Source organism: Pseudomonas sp. MM227 (assembly GCF_947090715.1).
GTDB classification, from domain to species: domain Bacteria; phylum Pseudomonadota; class Gammaproteobacteria; order Pseudomonadales; family Pseudomonadaceae; genus Aquipseudomonas; species Aquipseudomonas baltica.
Genome location: NZ_OX352319.1, coordinates 2573669 through 2587795, shown reverse-complemented (window position 1 = coordinate 2587795; position 14127 = coordinate 2573669). Strand labels below are relative to the sequence as shown.

The 14127-nt window shown below is 62.0% G+C and carries 12 protein-coding genes; all 12 read right to left on the bottom strand.

Annotated elements, in window-relative coordinates; translation table 11 throughout:
- Positions 1 to 2 precede the first annotated feature (2 nt).
- Positions 3 to 1790 (bottom strand): NADH-quinone oxidoreductase subunit C/D, encoded by a 1788-nt coding sequence (gene nuoC, locus ONG87_RS11590; protein WP_264381283.1) that lies wholly within the window; start codon positions 1788 to 1790, stop codon positions 3 to 5.
- 79 nt (positions 1791 to 1869) lie between these two features.
- Positions 1870 to 2544 (bottom strand): NADH-quinone oxidoreductase subunit B family protein, encoded by a 675-nt coding sequence (locus tag ONG87_RS11585; RefSeq protein ID WP_122477749.1) that lies wholly within the window; start codon positions 2542 to 2544, stop codon positions 1870 to 1872.
- A gap of 10 nt (positions 2545 to 2554) precedes the next feature.
- The gene (locus tag ONG87_RS11580; protein ID WP_043190089.1) at positions 2555 to 2968 is read right to left on the bottom strand and encodes an NADH-quinone oxidoreductase subunit A; all 414 of its coding nucleotides are present in this window, start codon (positions 2966 to 2968) and stop codon (positions 2555 to 2557) included.
- Between the two features lie 581 nt (positions 2969 to 3549).
- Entirely contained in the window at positions 3550 to 4875 is a 1326-nt protein-coding gene (gene aceA / locus ONG87_RS11575; protein ID WP_122477751.1) for an isocitrate lyase, read from the bottom strand.
- Between the two features lie 283 nt (positions 4876 to 5158).
- Positions 5159 to 5914, bottom strand: coding sequence for a secretin N-terminal domain-containing protein (locus ONG87_RS11570; RefSeq protein ID WP_122477753.1), 756 nt, complete (start codon positions 5912 to 5914; stop codon positions 5159 to 5161).
- A 121-nt stretch (positions 5915 to 6035) separates the two neighbouring features.
- On the bottom strand, positions 6036 to 6461 hold the full coding sequence (locus ONG87_RS11565; RefSeq protein WP_185793205.1) for a GNAT family N-acetyltransferase: 426 nt from the start codon (positions 6459 to 6461) through the stop codon (positions 6036 to 6038).
- Positions 6454 to 7623 carry a cupin domain-containing protein gene (locus ONG87_RS11560; protein WP_122477757.1) on the bottom strand — a complete coding sequence of 390 codons (1170 nt, stop codon included), beginning with the start codon at positions 7621 to 7623 and terminating at the stop codon, positions 6454 to 6456. Before ONG87_RS11560 ends, ONG87_RS11565 begins: the two co-directional genes overlap by 8 nt.
- 84 nt (positions 7624 to 7707) lie before the next feature.
- Positions 7708 to 9078 (bottom strand): adenylosuccinate lyase, encoded by a 1371-nt coding sequence (gene purB, locus ONG87_RS11555; protein WP_122477758.1) that lies wholly within the window; start codon positions 9076 to 9078, stop codon positions 7708 to 7710.
- Between the two features lie 89 nt (positions 9079 to 9167).
- A complete protein-coding gene (hflD, locus tag ONG87_RS11550) occupies positions 9168 to 9788 on the bottom strand; it encodes a high frequency lysogenization protein HflD (protein WP_122477760.1) in 621 nt (206 codons plus the stop codon).
- Entirely contained in the window at positions 9785 to 10906 is a 1122-nt protein-coding gene (mnmA, locus tag ONG87_RS11545; RefSeq protein WP_185793206.1) for a tRNA 2-thiouridine(34) synthase MnmA, read from the bottom strand. Before mnmA ends, hflD begins: the two co-directional genes overlap by 4 nt.
- Positions 10907 to 10965: 59 nt before the next feature.
- On the bottom strand, positions 10966 to 11406 hold the full coding sequence (locus ONG87_RS11540) for an NUDIX hydrolase (RefSeq protein ID WP_122477764.1): 441 nt from the start codon (positions 11404 to 11406) through the stop codon (positions 10966 to 10968).
- Between the two features lie 291 nt (positions 11407 to 11697).
- Entirely contained in the window at positions 11698 to 13926 is a 2229-nt protein-coding gene (locus ONG87_RS11535) for an NADP-dependent isocitrate dehydrogenase (RefSeq protein WP_264381282.1), read from the bottom strand.
- Positions 13927 to 14127: the final 201 nt, after the last annotated feature.

Below are 14127 nucleotides of genomic sequence, written 5' to 3'. Positions count from 1 at the left end.
GCTTAACGGTCCACGTCGGCCATAACGAAATCGATGCTACCCAGGTACGCGATCAAATCCGCGACCATGCTGCCCTTGATCACCGAAGGGATCTGTTGCAGGTGCGGGTAGCTCGGGGTGCGTATGCGGGTACGGTAGCTCATGGTGCCGCCGTCGCTCGTCAGGTAATAGCTGTTGATGCCCTTGGTCGCTTCGATCATCTGGAAGGATTCGTTGGCCGGCATCACCGGACCCCACGAAACCTGTAGGAAATGCGTGATCAAGGTTTCGATGTGCTGCAGCGTGCGCTCCTTGGGCGGCGGCGTGGTCAGCGGGTGATCCGCCTTGTACGGGCCTTCGGGCATGTTGCGCATGCATTGGTCGATGATGCGGATGCTCTGGCGCATCTCTTCGACGCGAACCATGCAGCGGTCATAGGCATCGCCGTTGTGCGCGAGCGGCACTTCGAACTCGAAGTTCTCGTAGCCCGAATACGGACGCGCCTTGCGCAGGTCGAAATCGCAACCGGTGGAGCGCAGCCCGGCACCGGTGACGCCCCACTCCAGGGCTTCCTTGGTGTTGTAGGCGGCGACGCCAATGGTACGGCCCTTGAGGATGCTGTTCTGCAGCGCAGCCTTGGTGTATTCGTCGAGGCGCTTGGGCAGCCATTCGACGAAGTCCTTGACCAGCTTCTCCCAGCCGCGCGGCAGGTCGTGAGCCACGCCACCGATGCGATACCAGGCCGGGTGCAAGCGGAAACCGGTGATGGCTTCGATCACCGTGTAGGCCTTCTGGCGGTCGGTGAAGGTGAAGAACACCGGGGTCATGGCGCCGACGTCCTGGATGTAGGTACCCAGGAACAGCAGGTGGCTGGTGATGCGGAAGAACTCGGCCATCATGATGCGGATGGTGTCGACCTTCTGCGGCACCTTGATGCCGGCCAGCTTCTCGACGGCCAGCACGTAGGGCAGGTTGTTCATCACCCCGCCCAGGTAGTCGATGCGGTCGGTGTAGGGGATGAAGCTGTGCCACGACTGGCGCTCGGCCATCTTCTCGGCACCACGGTGGTGGTAGCCGATGTCGGGCACGCAGTCGACGATCTCTTCGCCGTCCAGCTGCAGGATGATGCGGAATGCACCGTGCGCGGAAGGGTGGTTGGGGCCCAGGTTGAGGAACATGTAGTCCTCGTTGGTCCCGGAGCGTTTCATGCCCCAGTCCTCGGGCTTGAAGCGCGCGGCTTCCTCTTCCAGCTGCTGCTTGGCCAGAGTCAGGCTGTAGGGGTCGAACTCGGTCGCGCGCGCCGGGTAGTCCTTGCGCAGCGGGTGACCTTCCCAGGTCGGCGGCATCATGATGCGCGACAGGTGAGGGTGACCGGCGAAGTCGATGCCGAACATGTCCCAGACTTCACGCTCGTACCAGTTGGCGTTGGGCCAGATACCGGTGATGGTCGGCAGGTTCAGCTCGCCTTCGTTCAAGGCCACCTTGAGCATGACGTCGCTGTTACGCTCGACCGACAGCAGGTGGTAGAACACCGTGAAGTCGCCCGCGCCGGGGATGGCGCGGCGATGGGTGCGCAGGCGCTCGTCCACGCCGTGCAGGTCGTAGAGCATGCTGTACGGCTTGGACACGTTGCGCAGGAACGTGAGGATCTCGACCAGCTTGGCACGGGCCACCCACAGCACCGGCATGCCGGTACGGGTTTCCTGGGCGAGGAACGCCTCGGGGCCAAAGCGCTGGTTCAGTTCGACGACCACATCTTGGTCGTCAGCCTTGTAGGGCGGGATATACAGAGCGGTGTCCGCTGTTGTCATGGTCTCGGTCGCTATCGGTCAACTACGGTGTGAAGCCAGGGGTTCTCGGCCTGCATCGGCAGGCGTGACAAACGCTGGATCAGACTTCGTCGGGGCTGCGCAGGTGGGTTACCGCAATACGCTGTTCGCGGCGCTGTTCCTTCTGCGACGGCATCTCGGCGCGGTAGACGCCTTGATCACCGACGACCCAGGACAACGGGCGACGCTCCTGGCCAATCGACTCCTGCAACAGCATCAGGCCTTGCAGGAATGCTTCAGGGCGCGGCGGGCAGCCAGGCACGTAGACGTCCACGGGGAGGAACTTGTCGACCCCCTGGACCACCGAGTAGATGTCGTACATGCCACCGGAGTTGGCGCACGAACCCATGGAGATGACCCACTTGGGCTCGAGCATCTGCTCGTAGAGGCGCTGGATGATCGGCGCCATCTTGATGAAGCAGGTGCCGGCGATGACCATGAAGTCGGCCTGACGCGGCGAGGCCCGAATGACTTCGGCGCCGAAGCGGGCGATGTCATGGGGTGCCGTGAAGGCCGTGGTCATTTCCACGTAGCAGCACGAAAGACCGAAGTTGTACGGCCACAGGGAGTTCTTGCGACCCCAGTTGACCGCGCCGCTGAGGACGTCTTCGAGTTTGCCCATGAAGATGTTCTTGTGAACCTGATCTTCTAGGGGGTCGGAAACAGTTTCCCTGGTGCCGATGGGATACTGCTCGTTGGGAGCATCGGGGTCGATCCGGGTGAGATTGTATTGCATTGCCAAAGCCTCATTGTTTCAGCTTCGCCTGCCGCTTGCGACGAGCTTCCGGTGCCCAGTCAAGGGCGCCCACTCGGAACAGGTAGACAAGACCTGCCAACAGAATTGCTATGAAAACGAGAGCTTCGACGAATCCGGTCCAGCCGCTTTCGCGGACGGACACAGACCAGGCAAAGAGAAAAAGGGCTTCGATATCGAAGATCACGAACAGCATCGCGACCAGATAGAATTTGGCGGAAAGGCGCAGGCGGGCGCTGCCGACCGGCAGCATGCCGGATTCGAAAGGTTCGTTCTTGCTGCGTCCGAAGGCTTTGCTGCCCAGCAGGCTGGAGAGCCCGAGCATGAACGCACACAGACCGGCAACACCGAGAAGGAAGATGGCAAAGCCCCAGTTGTGGGCGATGAGTCCTGTCGAATCGGGCATGCTGGTTTCCTTGGCAGGGGCCGGGGCCTCTGGGTTGAATGAAGTGTCGCAGTGACGATATGTCGCAGCAGAATCAATCGCGATGATTTTATGGGTAAAAGCCGGGCAAGTAAATTTCGGATCGCAAATTAATTCGTATCATTACGCACATAGGCTTATTCAATGTAGCTCACTGAGAGGATTTAGGTGGGTGAAACACGAAAATATCAAGCAGGCCAAGCTTTTACCGTGAGTACGTGAATATCTTAATGATAACTAATATCATTTAGCGTCTTGGATTGACCGTGCAAGTTGGCTCAATTAACTGTGCGCACTGTTTTACCCGCTTATTCGGTTGCCGGCATTGCGCTGGATCAATCGAACGCATAAAAAAGCCGCCGGCAACTGCATGCGGCGGCTTTGGATTCAACACCCATCCCTGTGGAAGCGACGATGACCCTGTGGGAGCGGGTTCTACCCGCGAAGGCCATGCTGCGGTCTGGCGGGTACACCGCACCGAATTCTTCGCGGGCAGAGCCCGCTCCCACAGTTACCTAGCCCCACAGACGCTGCTCCCTCGCGAGAGCAGCTTGCCTGTGGGATCAGTGGAACTGCTCTTCCTCGGTCGAGCCGGTCAGGGCGGTGACCGACGAGGCGCCGCCCTGGATCACGGTGGTCATGTCGTCGAAGTACCCGGTACCCACCTCCTGTTGGTGAGCGACGAAGGTGTAGCCCTTTTCGGCATCGGCGAATTCCTGCTCCTGCAGCTTCACATAGGCCGTCATGTCGTTGCGCGCGTAGTCGTGCGCCAGGCTGAACATGCCATGCCACATGTTGTGGATCCCGGCGAGGGTGATGAACTGATGCTTGTAGCCCATCGCCGACAGCTCGCGCTGGAATTTGGCGATGGTCGCGTCGTCCAGGTTCTTCTTCCAGTTGAAGGAAGGGGAGCAGTTGTAGGAAAGCAGCTGGTCCGGGTACTCGCGCTTTATGGCTTCGGCGAAGCGGCGCGCCTCATCAAGGTCCGGCTTGGCGGTTTCGCACCAGATGAGATCGGCATAGGGCGCGTAGGCCAGGCCGCGGGCGATTGCCTGATCGAGACCGGCACGTACCTTGTAGAAGCCTTCGGGTGTGCGGGTGCCGGTCACGAACGGCTGGTCGTAAGGGTCGCAGTCCGACGTCAGCAGGTCCGCTGCGTTCGCATCGGTGCGCGCCAGGATGATCGTCGGCACACCAGCGACATCGGCGGCCAGGCGCGCAGCGGTGAGTTTCTGAACGGCTTCCTGGGTCGGCACCAATACCTTGCCGCCCATGTGCCCGCATTTCTTCACCGAGGCCAACTGGTCCTCGAAGTGAACGCCGGCGGCGCCCGCTTCGATCATGTTCTTCATCAGTTCATAGGCATTGAGCACGCCGCCGAAGCCGGCTTCGGCATCGGCCACGATTGGCGCGAAGTAGTCGATATAGCCTTGGTCGCCCGGATTCTTGCCAGCCTTCCATTGGATCTGGTCGGCACGTCGGAACGAGTTGTTGATGCGCTTGACTACGGTCGGCACCGAGTCCACCGGGTACAGCGACTGGTCGGGGTACATCGATTCGGCCGAGTTGTTGTCTGCTGCAACCTGCCAGCCGGACAGGTAGATGGCCTGGATGCCGGCCTTGACCTGCTGCACGGCTTGGCCGCCGGTAAGTGCGCCCATGCAGTTGACGAAATCCTTGTCGGGGCGGAATGAAGGCTTGGCGCCCTGGGTCACCAGGTCCCACAGTTTTTCTGCGCCCAGGCGGGCCAGCGTGTGTTCGGGTTGGACCGAGCCGCGCAGGCGCACCACATCGGCGGGCGAGTAGTTGCGCGTCACACCTTTCCAGCGCGGATTTTCGGACCAGTCTTTTGCAAGGGCCGCTTCTTGTTGTTCGCGTGTCAGTGCCATGGAGATAAACCTCGTGCATAGGTTCGATGATGGGGTTGCTGCGCCAGGCGCTGCTTGTGCCGAACTGCCGGTCGGCCCTGACCGTGCGCCGCGCTTGCCTGGTTGGCAGAGACGCAGACCGGTGAGGGCGAGGCCATCATGCCCCATGGATTTTCTGCACGTCAAACGTTTTGTAGTGAAAATTATAAAGCACTACATATTTGCCGATTCCGCGACTGTAGAGTCAGTTTTCGAGGCGGCGGTCGCCGATTCGCGACAGGGGCAGCGCTGTCGCGACTCAGGCTCAGTCAAGGGTGTCGACCTTGACTCGAACGGTAGTGTCGTTACGCCCCTGGGTGCTGTATTGCCGGGCGATGCCCTGTTGGTTGATGCTCGAATGCTCGTTCATGCCGGCAACCGTGATCCACTCGCCGAGCCGGCCGCTGAGGGTCGATTGCGTACTTTGCACGTTAACCACGTCGGCCCTTTCCTGGCTCAGTCGGTCGTTGTTTGTAGCGATGTTGAGGTGCACTACATCGCCGGTCAGGCTGGCTGTCACGTAGAAACCCTGGGTGACATCGCGGTACTCGGTCTGCGCTTGCAGGCGACCGTAGGCGTCGGTGCCTGCAGTGGTCAGGGGTACGCTTTGGCCGATCTGGATGAGTGCCGGGCTGCCTTCGCTGGCCTGAACCTGCTGCACTCCGCCGCTGCGGTTGTCGGTGCCGTACTGGATGATGCGCGTGGTGCCACCGCCGTTGACGCGATAGCCGCGCTGGTTGGCGGTGTTGCTGTCGCTGGTGTCGACGCTGATCAGCAGGCGTCGCGCCGGCTTGTCCAATTGCTCGAGCAGTGCCGTGAGCTCGTCGAGCTTGTCGGGCTCGGCGTTGACCACCAGTTGGTTGCCGTAGGCTGCGACGCTGCCGTCTCGTCCCACCAGTTGTTGGGCGATGGGCAGGATATCGGCACTGGTGCGATAGTGAAGGGGCATGACCTGGGTGGCCGCCTGGGCACTTGGCATCAGGCACAACAGCAGGCTGGCGAGCAGAAGGTGCAGCGGCATGTCCGTGATCTCCGCATTGGATGTGCGGACAAGTATGGCATGCGCGCTGAATGTACAGGATGCAGCATATCAGCCGAACCACGTCGCCGCTTTCGCGGCCGACGGTCACGCTCACACGTGGTCAGCTTGGACTGCGAACCATGTCCACATGGGGCAGGCCGGCTTCGAGAAACTCACCGCTGACGACGCGAAAGCCATGGTGTTCGTAGAACGCCGTGGCATGCACCTGAGCGCTGAGTTTCTGCTCGTGCAGGCCCAGTGCATTGGCATGGGCGATGACCGCTTGCAGCAACTTGTCGCCCACCCTCAGGCCGCGCCAGTCCTTGAGCACGGACACCCGGCCGATTTCACCGTCGGCGAGCAGGCGGGCAGTGCCCACCGCATAGTCGCCTTCGACGGCCAGGAAATGCACCGCGCTCAGATCGTCCTCGTCCCATTCCAGCTCGGCCGGAATCGCCTGCTCGGCGATGAACACCGCCTCGCGAATGCGCCGGATATCGCGATTGTCCTTGTGCCAGTCAGCCACGCGCACGCCAATGCTATTCATCGATGGCGAACCCCAGGCTCCCTTGCTTCACCAGCTCGCAGAGCAGCGCGCGACCCTGTTCGTCGTGCATCCAGGGGCCCAGGTTGTCGATGTGCAAGGCGTCGGCCGCGCAGATCAGCTTCAACAGATCGCGCAGTTCGCCGGGCAACAAGCGGCTTTGGCCACTGGCGAACAGCAACAGGTCTGCGTCGACTTCCGACCAGGCCAGGCGGGCGCTCGGGTTACGCACCAGCAGCGCACCCTGTTCCAGTTCGGCAAGCAGATCGGCCTCGGCCATGTCTTCGCCGGCGACCAGCTCCGGATAGCGCGGCTCGGTCATGAACTGGCCAAACCAGGTCAGCAACAGGCGCTCGTCGCTCATGTGCTCGGCCAGCAGGCGCTTGAGCCGATCCAGGGCGTCGTGCTGGATCTGGTGCGGGTCGGCCGCAGGCACGGCATCGGCGTCGCTGTAGCGCTCTTCGTCCGGCAGGAACTGGCTGAGGAAGTCGGTGAAGTGAGTCAGCACTTCGGCAGCGCTCGGTGCACGGAAACCGACCGAATAGGTCATGCAATCGTCCACGGCAACGCCGCAATGGGCCAGGCGCGGCGGCAGATAGAGCATGTCGCCGGGCTCCAGGGTCCACTCTTCGCTCTGCTGGAAGTCGGCCAGGATGCGCAGATCCGGATGATCGAGCAGCGGGCTCTGCGAATCGCACATCTGCCCGACCTTCCAGTTGCGCTTGCCCAGGCCCTGCAGCAGAAACACGTCGTAGTTGTCGAAGTGCGGACCCACACCGCCGCCCGGCGCGGCAAAGCTGATCATGACGTCATCGATGCGCCAGCTCGGCAGAAAGCGGAAGTGCTCCAGCAGCTCGGCAACTTCCGGGACGAACTGGTCCACGGCCTGGACCAGCAGGGTCCACTCGGTTTCCGGCAGCTTGCTGAATTCATCTTCGGCGAAGGGGCCGCGGCGCATTTCCCATGGCTGGGCGCCGTGCTCGATGACGATCCGCGACTCGACTTCTTCCTCGAGCGCCAGGCCAGCCAGCTCGTCGGCGCTCAGCGGGTTTTCGAAGTCGGTGAAGGCCTGACGTACCAGCAGGGGTTTCTTCTGCCAGTAGTCGCGCAGGAATTCAGCGGCAGTCAGGCCGCCCAGTATTTGAAGTGGGGTATTAGCTTTCATGTGTAACCTGCTGAATAGTATTGCTTTTATAACTGGAATAAAAACGCCCGGCGAGGCCGGGCGTCAAAGCGTCGGTAGCGAATGTCAGACGCGCTTGGCCTGCGCTGCTGCATTGCCTATGTAATTCGCCGGGGTCAGTTGCTTGAGTTCGGCCTTGGCTTCTTCAGGCATGTCCAGCCCGTCGATGAAGGTCTGCAGAGCTTGTGGGCCGATGCCCTTGCCGCGGGTCAACTCCTTGAGCTTCTCGTACGGGTTCTCGATGTCGTAACGGCGCATGACCGTCTGGATGGGCTCGGCCAGCACTTCCCAGCAAGCGTCCAGATCTTCAGCTATTTTCTGAGTATTGATCTCTAACTTGCTGATTCCCTTGAGACTTGCTTCGTAGGCGATCACGCTGTGGGCGAAACCGACACCGAGGTTGCGCAGCACGGTGGAGTCGGTCAAATCGCGCTGCCAGCGCGAGATCGGCAGCTTGCTGGCCAGGTGCTGGAACAGCGCGTTGGCGATACCCAGGTTGCCTTCGGAGTTCTCGAAGTCGATCGGATTGACCTTGTGCGGCATCGTCGAGGAACCGATTTCGCCAGCGATGGTGCGCTGCTTGAAATAGCCCAGGGAGATGTAGCCCCAGATATCACGATCGAAATCGATGAGGATGGTGTTGAAGCGGGCGATCGCGTCGAACAGCTCGGCAATGTAGTCATGCGGCTCGATCTGCGTGGTGTAGGGATTGAAGCCCAGGCCCAGTTCGTCTTCGATGAAGGCGCGGGCATTGGCTTCCCAGTCGATCTGCGGGTAGGCCGACAGGTGCGCGTTGTAGTTGCCTACCGCGCCGTTGATCTTGCCCAGCAGGGGCACGGCTGCCACCTGCGCGATCTGCCGCTCCAGGCGGTACACCACGTTCGCCAGCTCCTTGCCCAGGGTCGTCGGCGAAGCCGGCTGGCCATGGGTGCGCGACAGCATCGGCACGTCGGCGAAGCGATGGGCCAGCTCGCGGATCGACCCGGCGATCTGGCGCATCAGCGGCAGCATCACATCGTCGCGGCCTTCGCGCAGCATCAGCGCGTGGGACAGGTTGTTGATGTCCTCGCTGGTACAGGCGAAATGGATGAACTCGCTGACCTTGGCCAGTTCCGGCAGCTTGGCCGCCTGCTCCTTGAGCAGGTACTCGATGGCCTTGACGTCGTGGTTGGTGGTGCGCTCGATTTCCTTGACGCGTTCGGCGTGCTCCAGGGCGAAATCACTGGCAAGCACATCCAGTACGGCATTGGCCTCTGCCGAGAAAGCCGGTACTTCGGCGATTTGCGGGTGCGCGGCCAGGCGCTGCAACCAGCGCACCTCTACCAGGGCGCGGAAGCGAATCAGGCCGTACTCGCTGAAAATGGTGCGAAGGGCCTGGGTTTTGCCGGCGTAGCGGCCGTCTACAGGGGAAACCGCAGTGAGCGAAGAAAGCTGCATGGGTATTCTCGGACAGTCGGGCTTTGAAAAGGGCGCGAATTATACATGAAAAAAGCCGGTTGGGCGGCCCGGGCCAACCCTCCGGTCGTTCATCCGCGCATCAGGGGGTACAGCTCTCGCAACAACTTGCGGCGGCTGATCACCAGCTGCCAGCGATGCCCGCCCAATTGTCGCCACAGGCGTGCGGCACGGATGCCGGCCAGCAGCAGGGCACGAATCTTGGAGGCGTTGTTGGGCTGCTGCAGGTGGCGCGTATCGCCATGCACCTGGATGCGTTGGCGCAGCGTGCTCAGGGTGTCCTGGTACAGCGCACCAGTGGCGGCGATAACGTTTTCATGACCCTGGCCGAAGTGCTCGACCTGGTTCTGGATCTGCGGAATGCGTTTGCCGATGATCTCCAGCATCTCGCCGCGCTTGGCCAACTGCCGCTCCAGGCCCAGCATCGACAGCGCGTAGCGCAGCGGCTCGCGCTGCAGGCTGCCGGGGTCTCGCTCCAGCGCGCTGGACAGCGCGCCATAACCTTCGCGCAGATGGCTGTCGTCGCCGCCGAACACTTCAAGCGTGTTCTGCGGATCGACCACCAGCAGGCTGCCCAGCAGGCAGGCGACGTCAGCCTCGGCGGCGGAACCGGTCTTGGCGATACGGTCGACCAGCACCGCCGCCTGGAACACCGCGCCCAGGGCTACCAATTGTTCCTGCAAGTTGTTCATGGCTGGCTCCAGGGCTCGGCGACTTCGATGACGCCGCCACCCAGGCAGATTTCGCCGTCGTAGAACACCACCGACTGACCTGGGGTGACAGCCCGTTGCGGCTCGTCGAATACCGCGCGATAGCCCTCGGCAGTGCGTTCCAGGGTGCATGCCTGGTCGCTTTGACGATAGCGGACCTTGGCTGTCAGGCGGCGCGGCTCGGCCAGGTCCACCGGGTTCACCCAGTAGATTTCCGAAGCGAGCAGGGCGCCGGAAAACAGCAGCGGGTGCTCGTTGCCCTGGCCCACGATCAATTCGTTGGCGACCAGGTCCTTGGCCAGCACGTACCACGGGTCGTCACCGGCGTCCTTGAGGCCGCCGATACCCAGCCCCTGGCGCTGGCCGATGGTGTGGTACATCAAGCCGTGGTGACGGCCGATGACCTCGCCGCTGGTGGTCTTGATCTCGCCTGGCTGCGCTGGCAGGTACTGCTTGAGAAAGTCGCTGAAGCGGCGTTCGCCGATGAAGCAGATGCCGGTGGAATCCTTTTTCTTAGCGGTCGCCAGGCCGTGCATTTCCGCGATGGCGCGCACTTCGGGCTTTTCCAGTTCGCCCACGGGAAACAGCGTGCGGGCGATCTGCTCACCGCCGACGGCGTGCAGGAAGTAGCTCTGGTCCTTGTTCGGGTCCAGGCCCTTGAGCAGTTGCGTCTGCCCGTCGCTGTCGCGGCGACGCACGTAGTGGCCGGTGGCAATCAGGTCGGCGCCCAGCATCAGTGCGTAGTCCAGGAACGCCTTGAACTTGATCTCGCGGTTGCACAGGATGTCCGGGTTTGGCGTACGGCCGGCCTTGTACTCCTCGAGGAAGTGCTCGAAGACGTTGTCCCAGTATTCAGCCGCGAAGTTGGCGGTGTGCAGCTTGATGCCCAGCTTGTCGCAAACGGCCTGGGCATCCGCCAGGTCCTCGCGCGCCGTGCAGTAGTCAGTTCCGTCGTCTTCCTCCCAGTTCTTCATGAACAGGCCTTCCACGTGGTAGCCCTGCTCCATCAGCAGAAGGGCGGACACGGACGAGTCGACGCCGCCGGACATGCCGACGATGACGCGCTGTTTTGCGCAGTGGCGGGGAGCTGGCTCACGCATAGGGATTCGATGGGGCCTCTGAAAAGGACGCGATTCTAACAGGGTGCGTCGGAAAACGCTCAGGTGCGAATCAGCTCCAGGCTGTGCAGCGGTCCGTTCAGGTAGTCGTCCAGGCATTGCATGACCAGCTCGCTGCGCAGTCGATGGCCCTGTGCGGCCAGCTCGTCGCGGGTCAGCCAGGTGGTGCCGCTGATGTCCAGATCCAGTTCGAGCTCGGGGTTGAGGTGCAGGGGGCGTGCACTGAAGCAGATGCGCTGGTAGGTCACGCCGTTGCTGGGCGCCGTGTACAGGTAGATGCCGACCACGCCGGTCAGCTCGACGTCCCAGGCAGTTTCTTCGAGGGTCTCGCGCAGGGCGGCTTGCATGAGGTTTTCGTCAGGCTCGAGATGGCCGGCAGGCTGGTTGAGCACCAAACGTCCGCCTTTCATTTCCTCGACGAACAGAAAACGCCCGCTGTCCTCGATGATAGTGGCGACAGTGATATGCGGTTGCCAGGTCATGATGGAATCTCCCATTGATGGACCCCTCGTAGGAGCGGTCCGTGGCCGCGAACCAGGCGCCGCAGTGCATCGGTCGATTCGCGTTGCCCTTTTCGCAGCCGATGACTGCTCCTGCGGGTGCATGCGATCTTCCGTAGGAGCGGTCCGTGGCCGCGAACTGGGCACCGCGGTGCATCAGACAATTCGCGTTGCTCCTTTCGGGGCCGATGAGCGCTCCTACGGGAGATCGCCTGCGCTGAAAAAGTCAGCCCCGGCACAGGGCCAGGGCTGGGGGTGTTACCGGTTCAAACCTTACACCAGCGAAGCGATCGCGGCGTTCAGGGTTTCGCTGGGGCGCATGGCCTTGCGGGTCAGTTCGGCATCGGCATGGTAGTAGCCGCCGATGTCCACTGGCTTGCCTTGCACGGCGTTGAGCTCGGCGACGATCTTCGCCTCGTTCTCGGCCAGGGTCTTGGCCAGCGGCGCGAACTGTGCCTGCAAGGCAGCGTCCTCTTTCTGCTCGGCCAGGGCCTGGGCCCAGTACAGTGCCAGGTAGAAGTGGCTGCCGCGGTTGTCAATGTTGCCGACCTTGCGCGATGGCGACTTGTTGTTGTCGAGGAATTGGCCGGTGGCCTTGTCCAGGGTCGCCGCCAGTACCAGCGCCTTGGGGTTGTCGTAGGTGCTGCCCAGGTGCTCCAGCGAAGCGGCCAGGGCCAGGAACTCACCCAGGGAATCCCAGCGCAGGAAGTTTTCTTCGACCAGTTGCTGCACGTGCTTGGGCGCCGAACCGCCAGCGCCGGTTTCGAACAGGCCGCCGCCATTCATCAGCGGCACGATCGAAAGCATCTTGGCGCTGGTGCCCAGTTCCATGATCGGGAACAGGTCGGTCAGGTAGTCGCGCAGCACGTTGCCGGTCACGGAAATGGTGTCTTGCCCGGCACGAATGCGCTTGAGCGAGAAAGCCATGGCGTCGACCGGCGACATGATCTGGATGTCCAGGCCATTGGTGTCGTGGTCTTTCAGGTATTTCTGCACCTTGTCGATCATCACCGCGTCGTGGGCGCGTGCCGGGTCGAGCCAGAACACGGCAGGGGTGCTGCTGGCACGGGCGCGGTTGACGGCGAGCTTGACCCAGTCCTGGATCGGCGCGTCCTTGGTCTGGCACATGCGGAACACGTCACCAGTCTCCACCTTCTGCTCCATGAGCACGCGACCATTGCTGTCGCTGACGCGGACCACGCCGTCGGCGGCAATCTGGAAGGTCTTGTCGTGGGAACCGTATTCTTCGGCTTTCTGCGCCATCAGGCCCACGTTGGGCACGCTGCCCATGGTGGTCGGATCGAATGCACCGTGCTTCTTGCAGTCTTCGATGGCGGCCTGGTAGATGCTGGCGTAGCAGCGATCCGGGATCAGTGCCTTGGTATCCTGCAGCACACCTTCGGTGTTCCACATCTTGCCCGAGTCGCGGATCATGGCCGGCATCGAGGCATCGACGATGACGTCGCTGGGCACGTGCAGGTTGGTGATGCCCTTGTCGGAGTTGACCATGGCCAGGGCGGGGCGCGTGGCATAGACGGCCTGGACGTCGGCTTCGATCTGCGCCTGCTGCTCGGCGCGCAGCGACTTGATGCGCGAGTACAGGTCACCGATGCCGTTGTTCAGGTTGAAACCTACCTGCTCCAGCACGTCGGCGTGCTTGTCCAGCGCCTCCTGATAGAACTCGGCAACGATCTGGCCGAACATGATCGGATCGGAGACCTTCATCATGGTGGCTTTGAGGTGAACGGAGAACAGCACGCCCTGTTTCTTGGCGTCCTCGATCTCGGCGGCCACGAAGGCGCGCAGGGCTTTTTTGCTCAGCGCGGCGCAGTCGATGATCTCGCCAGCCAGGACCTTGGTCTTTTCCTTCAATACGGTGGTGCTGCCGTCGCTGCCGACCAGCTCGATCTTGACGCTGCCGTCGGCTTCGATCAGGGCACTTTTCTCGCTGCCGTAGAAATCGCCGCTGCTCATGTGCGCAACGTGGGACTTCGAGTCGGCGGCCCAGGCGCCCATCTTGTGCGGGTGCTTGCGCGCATAGTTCTTGACCGACAGTGGTGCACGGCGGTCGGAGTTGCCTTCACGCAGTACCGGGTTCACGGCGCTGCCCTTGACCTTGTCGTAGCGGGCGCGGGTGTCCTTGTCGGCATCCGACTCGGCGCTGTCTGGGTAGTCGGGCAGGTCGAAGCCTTGGTCCTGCAGCTCTTTGATCGCCGCCTTCAGTTGCGGTACCGAAGCGCTGATGTTCGGCAGCTTGATGATGTTGGCTTCAGGCGTGGTGGCCAGGGTGCCCAGCTCGGCGAGATCGTCCGGCACGGGTTTGCCGGCCTGCAGACGCTCGGGAAAGCTTGAAAGGATGCGCGCCGCCAGGGAGATGTCGCGGGTCTCGACGGCGATGTCCGAAGAAGCGGTGAAGGCTTCGATGATCGGCAACAGCGAATAGGTGGCCAGGGCTGGCGCTTCGTCGGTGAAGGTGTAGATGATCTTTGAGCGGGTGGGCATAATCGAATTAACTCTCTTCTTTGCTGAGCGTGCACAGAATCTCGAGATGCGCAGGATAGGCGCTTTCGCTCGTTGTCATCAATGAGGCGAAAAATCGAGCATTGGTCGCGGTGATGTGGGATGCATCAGTAGAGCGTCAAGCGGTCGACCGGCAACAACGGCCCTCTCGCGACTCGCATGGGCGGTGCACGCGGGCGGACC

Excerpts from the sequence above, each read along its gene's own strand:
- ONG87_RS11535 (WP_264381282.1), bottom strand. The coding sequence starts at position 13,926 with ATGCCCACCCGCTCAAAGATCATCTACACCTTCACCGACGAAGCGCCA.
- ONG87_RS11585 (WP_122477749.1), bottom strand. The coding sequence starts at position 2,544 with ATGCAATACAATCTCACCCGGATCGACCCCGATGCTCCCAACGAGCAG.
- purB (WP_122477758.1), bottom strand. The coding sequence starts at position 9,078 with ATGCAGCTTTCTTCGCTCACTGCGGTTTCCCCTGTAGACGGCCGCTAC.
- ONG87_RS11540 (WP_122477764.1), bottom strand. The coding sequence starts at position 11,406 with ATGACCTGGCAACCGCATATCACTGTCGCCACTATCATCGAGGACAGC.
- ONG87_RS11580 (WP_043190089.1), bottom strand. The coding sequence starts at position 2,968 with ATGCCCGATTCGACAGGACTCATCGCCCACAACTGGGGCTTTGCCATC.
- ONG87_RS11560 (WP_122477757.1), bottom strand. The coding sequence starts at position 7,623 with ATGAAAGCTAATACCCCACTTCAAATACTGGGCGGCCTGACTGCCGCT.
- ONG87_RS11565 (WP_185793205.1), bottom strand. The coding sequence starts at position 6,461 with ATGAATAGCATTGGCGTGCGCGTGGCTGACTGGCACAAGGACAATCGC.
- hflD (WP_122477760.1), bottom strand. The coding sequence starts at position 9,788 with ATGAACAACTTGCAGGAACAATTGGTAGCCCTGGGCGCGGTGTTCCAG.
- aceA (WP_122477751.1), bottom strand. The coding sequence starts at position 4,875 with ATGGCACTGACACGCGAACAACAAGAAGCGGCCCTTGCAAAAGACTGG.
- nuoC (WP_264381283.1), bottom strand. The coding sequence starts at position 1,790 with ATGACAACAGCGGACACCGCTCTGTATATCCCGCCCTACAAGGCTGAC.
- mnmA (WP_185793206.1), bottom strand. The coding sequence starts at position 10,906 with ATGCGTGAGCCAGCTCCCCGCCACTGCGCAAAACAGCGCGTCATCGTC.
- ONG87_RS11570 (WP_122477753.1), bottom strand. The coding sequence starts at position 5,914 with ATGCCGCTGCACCTTCTGCTCGCCAGCCTGCTGTTGTGCCTGATGCCA.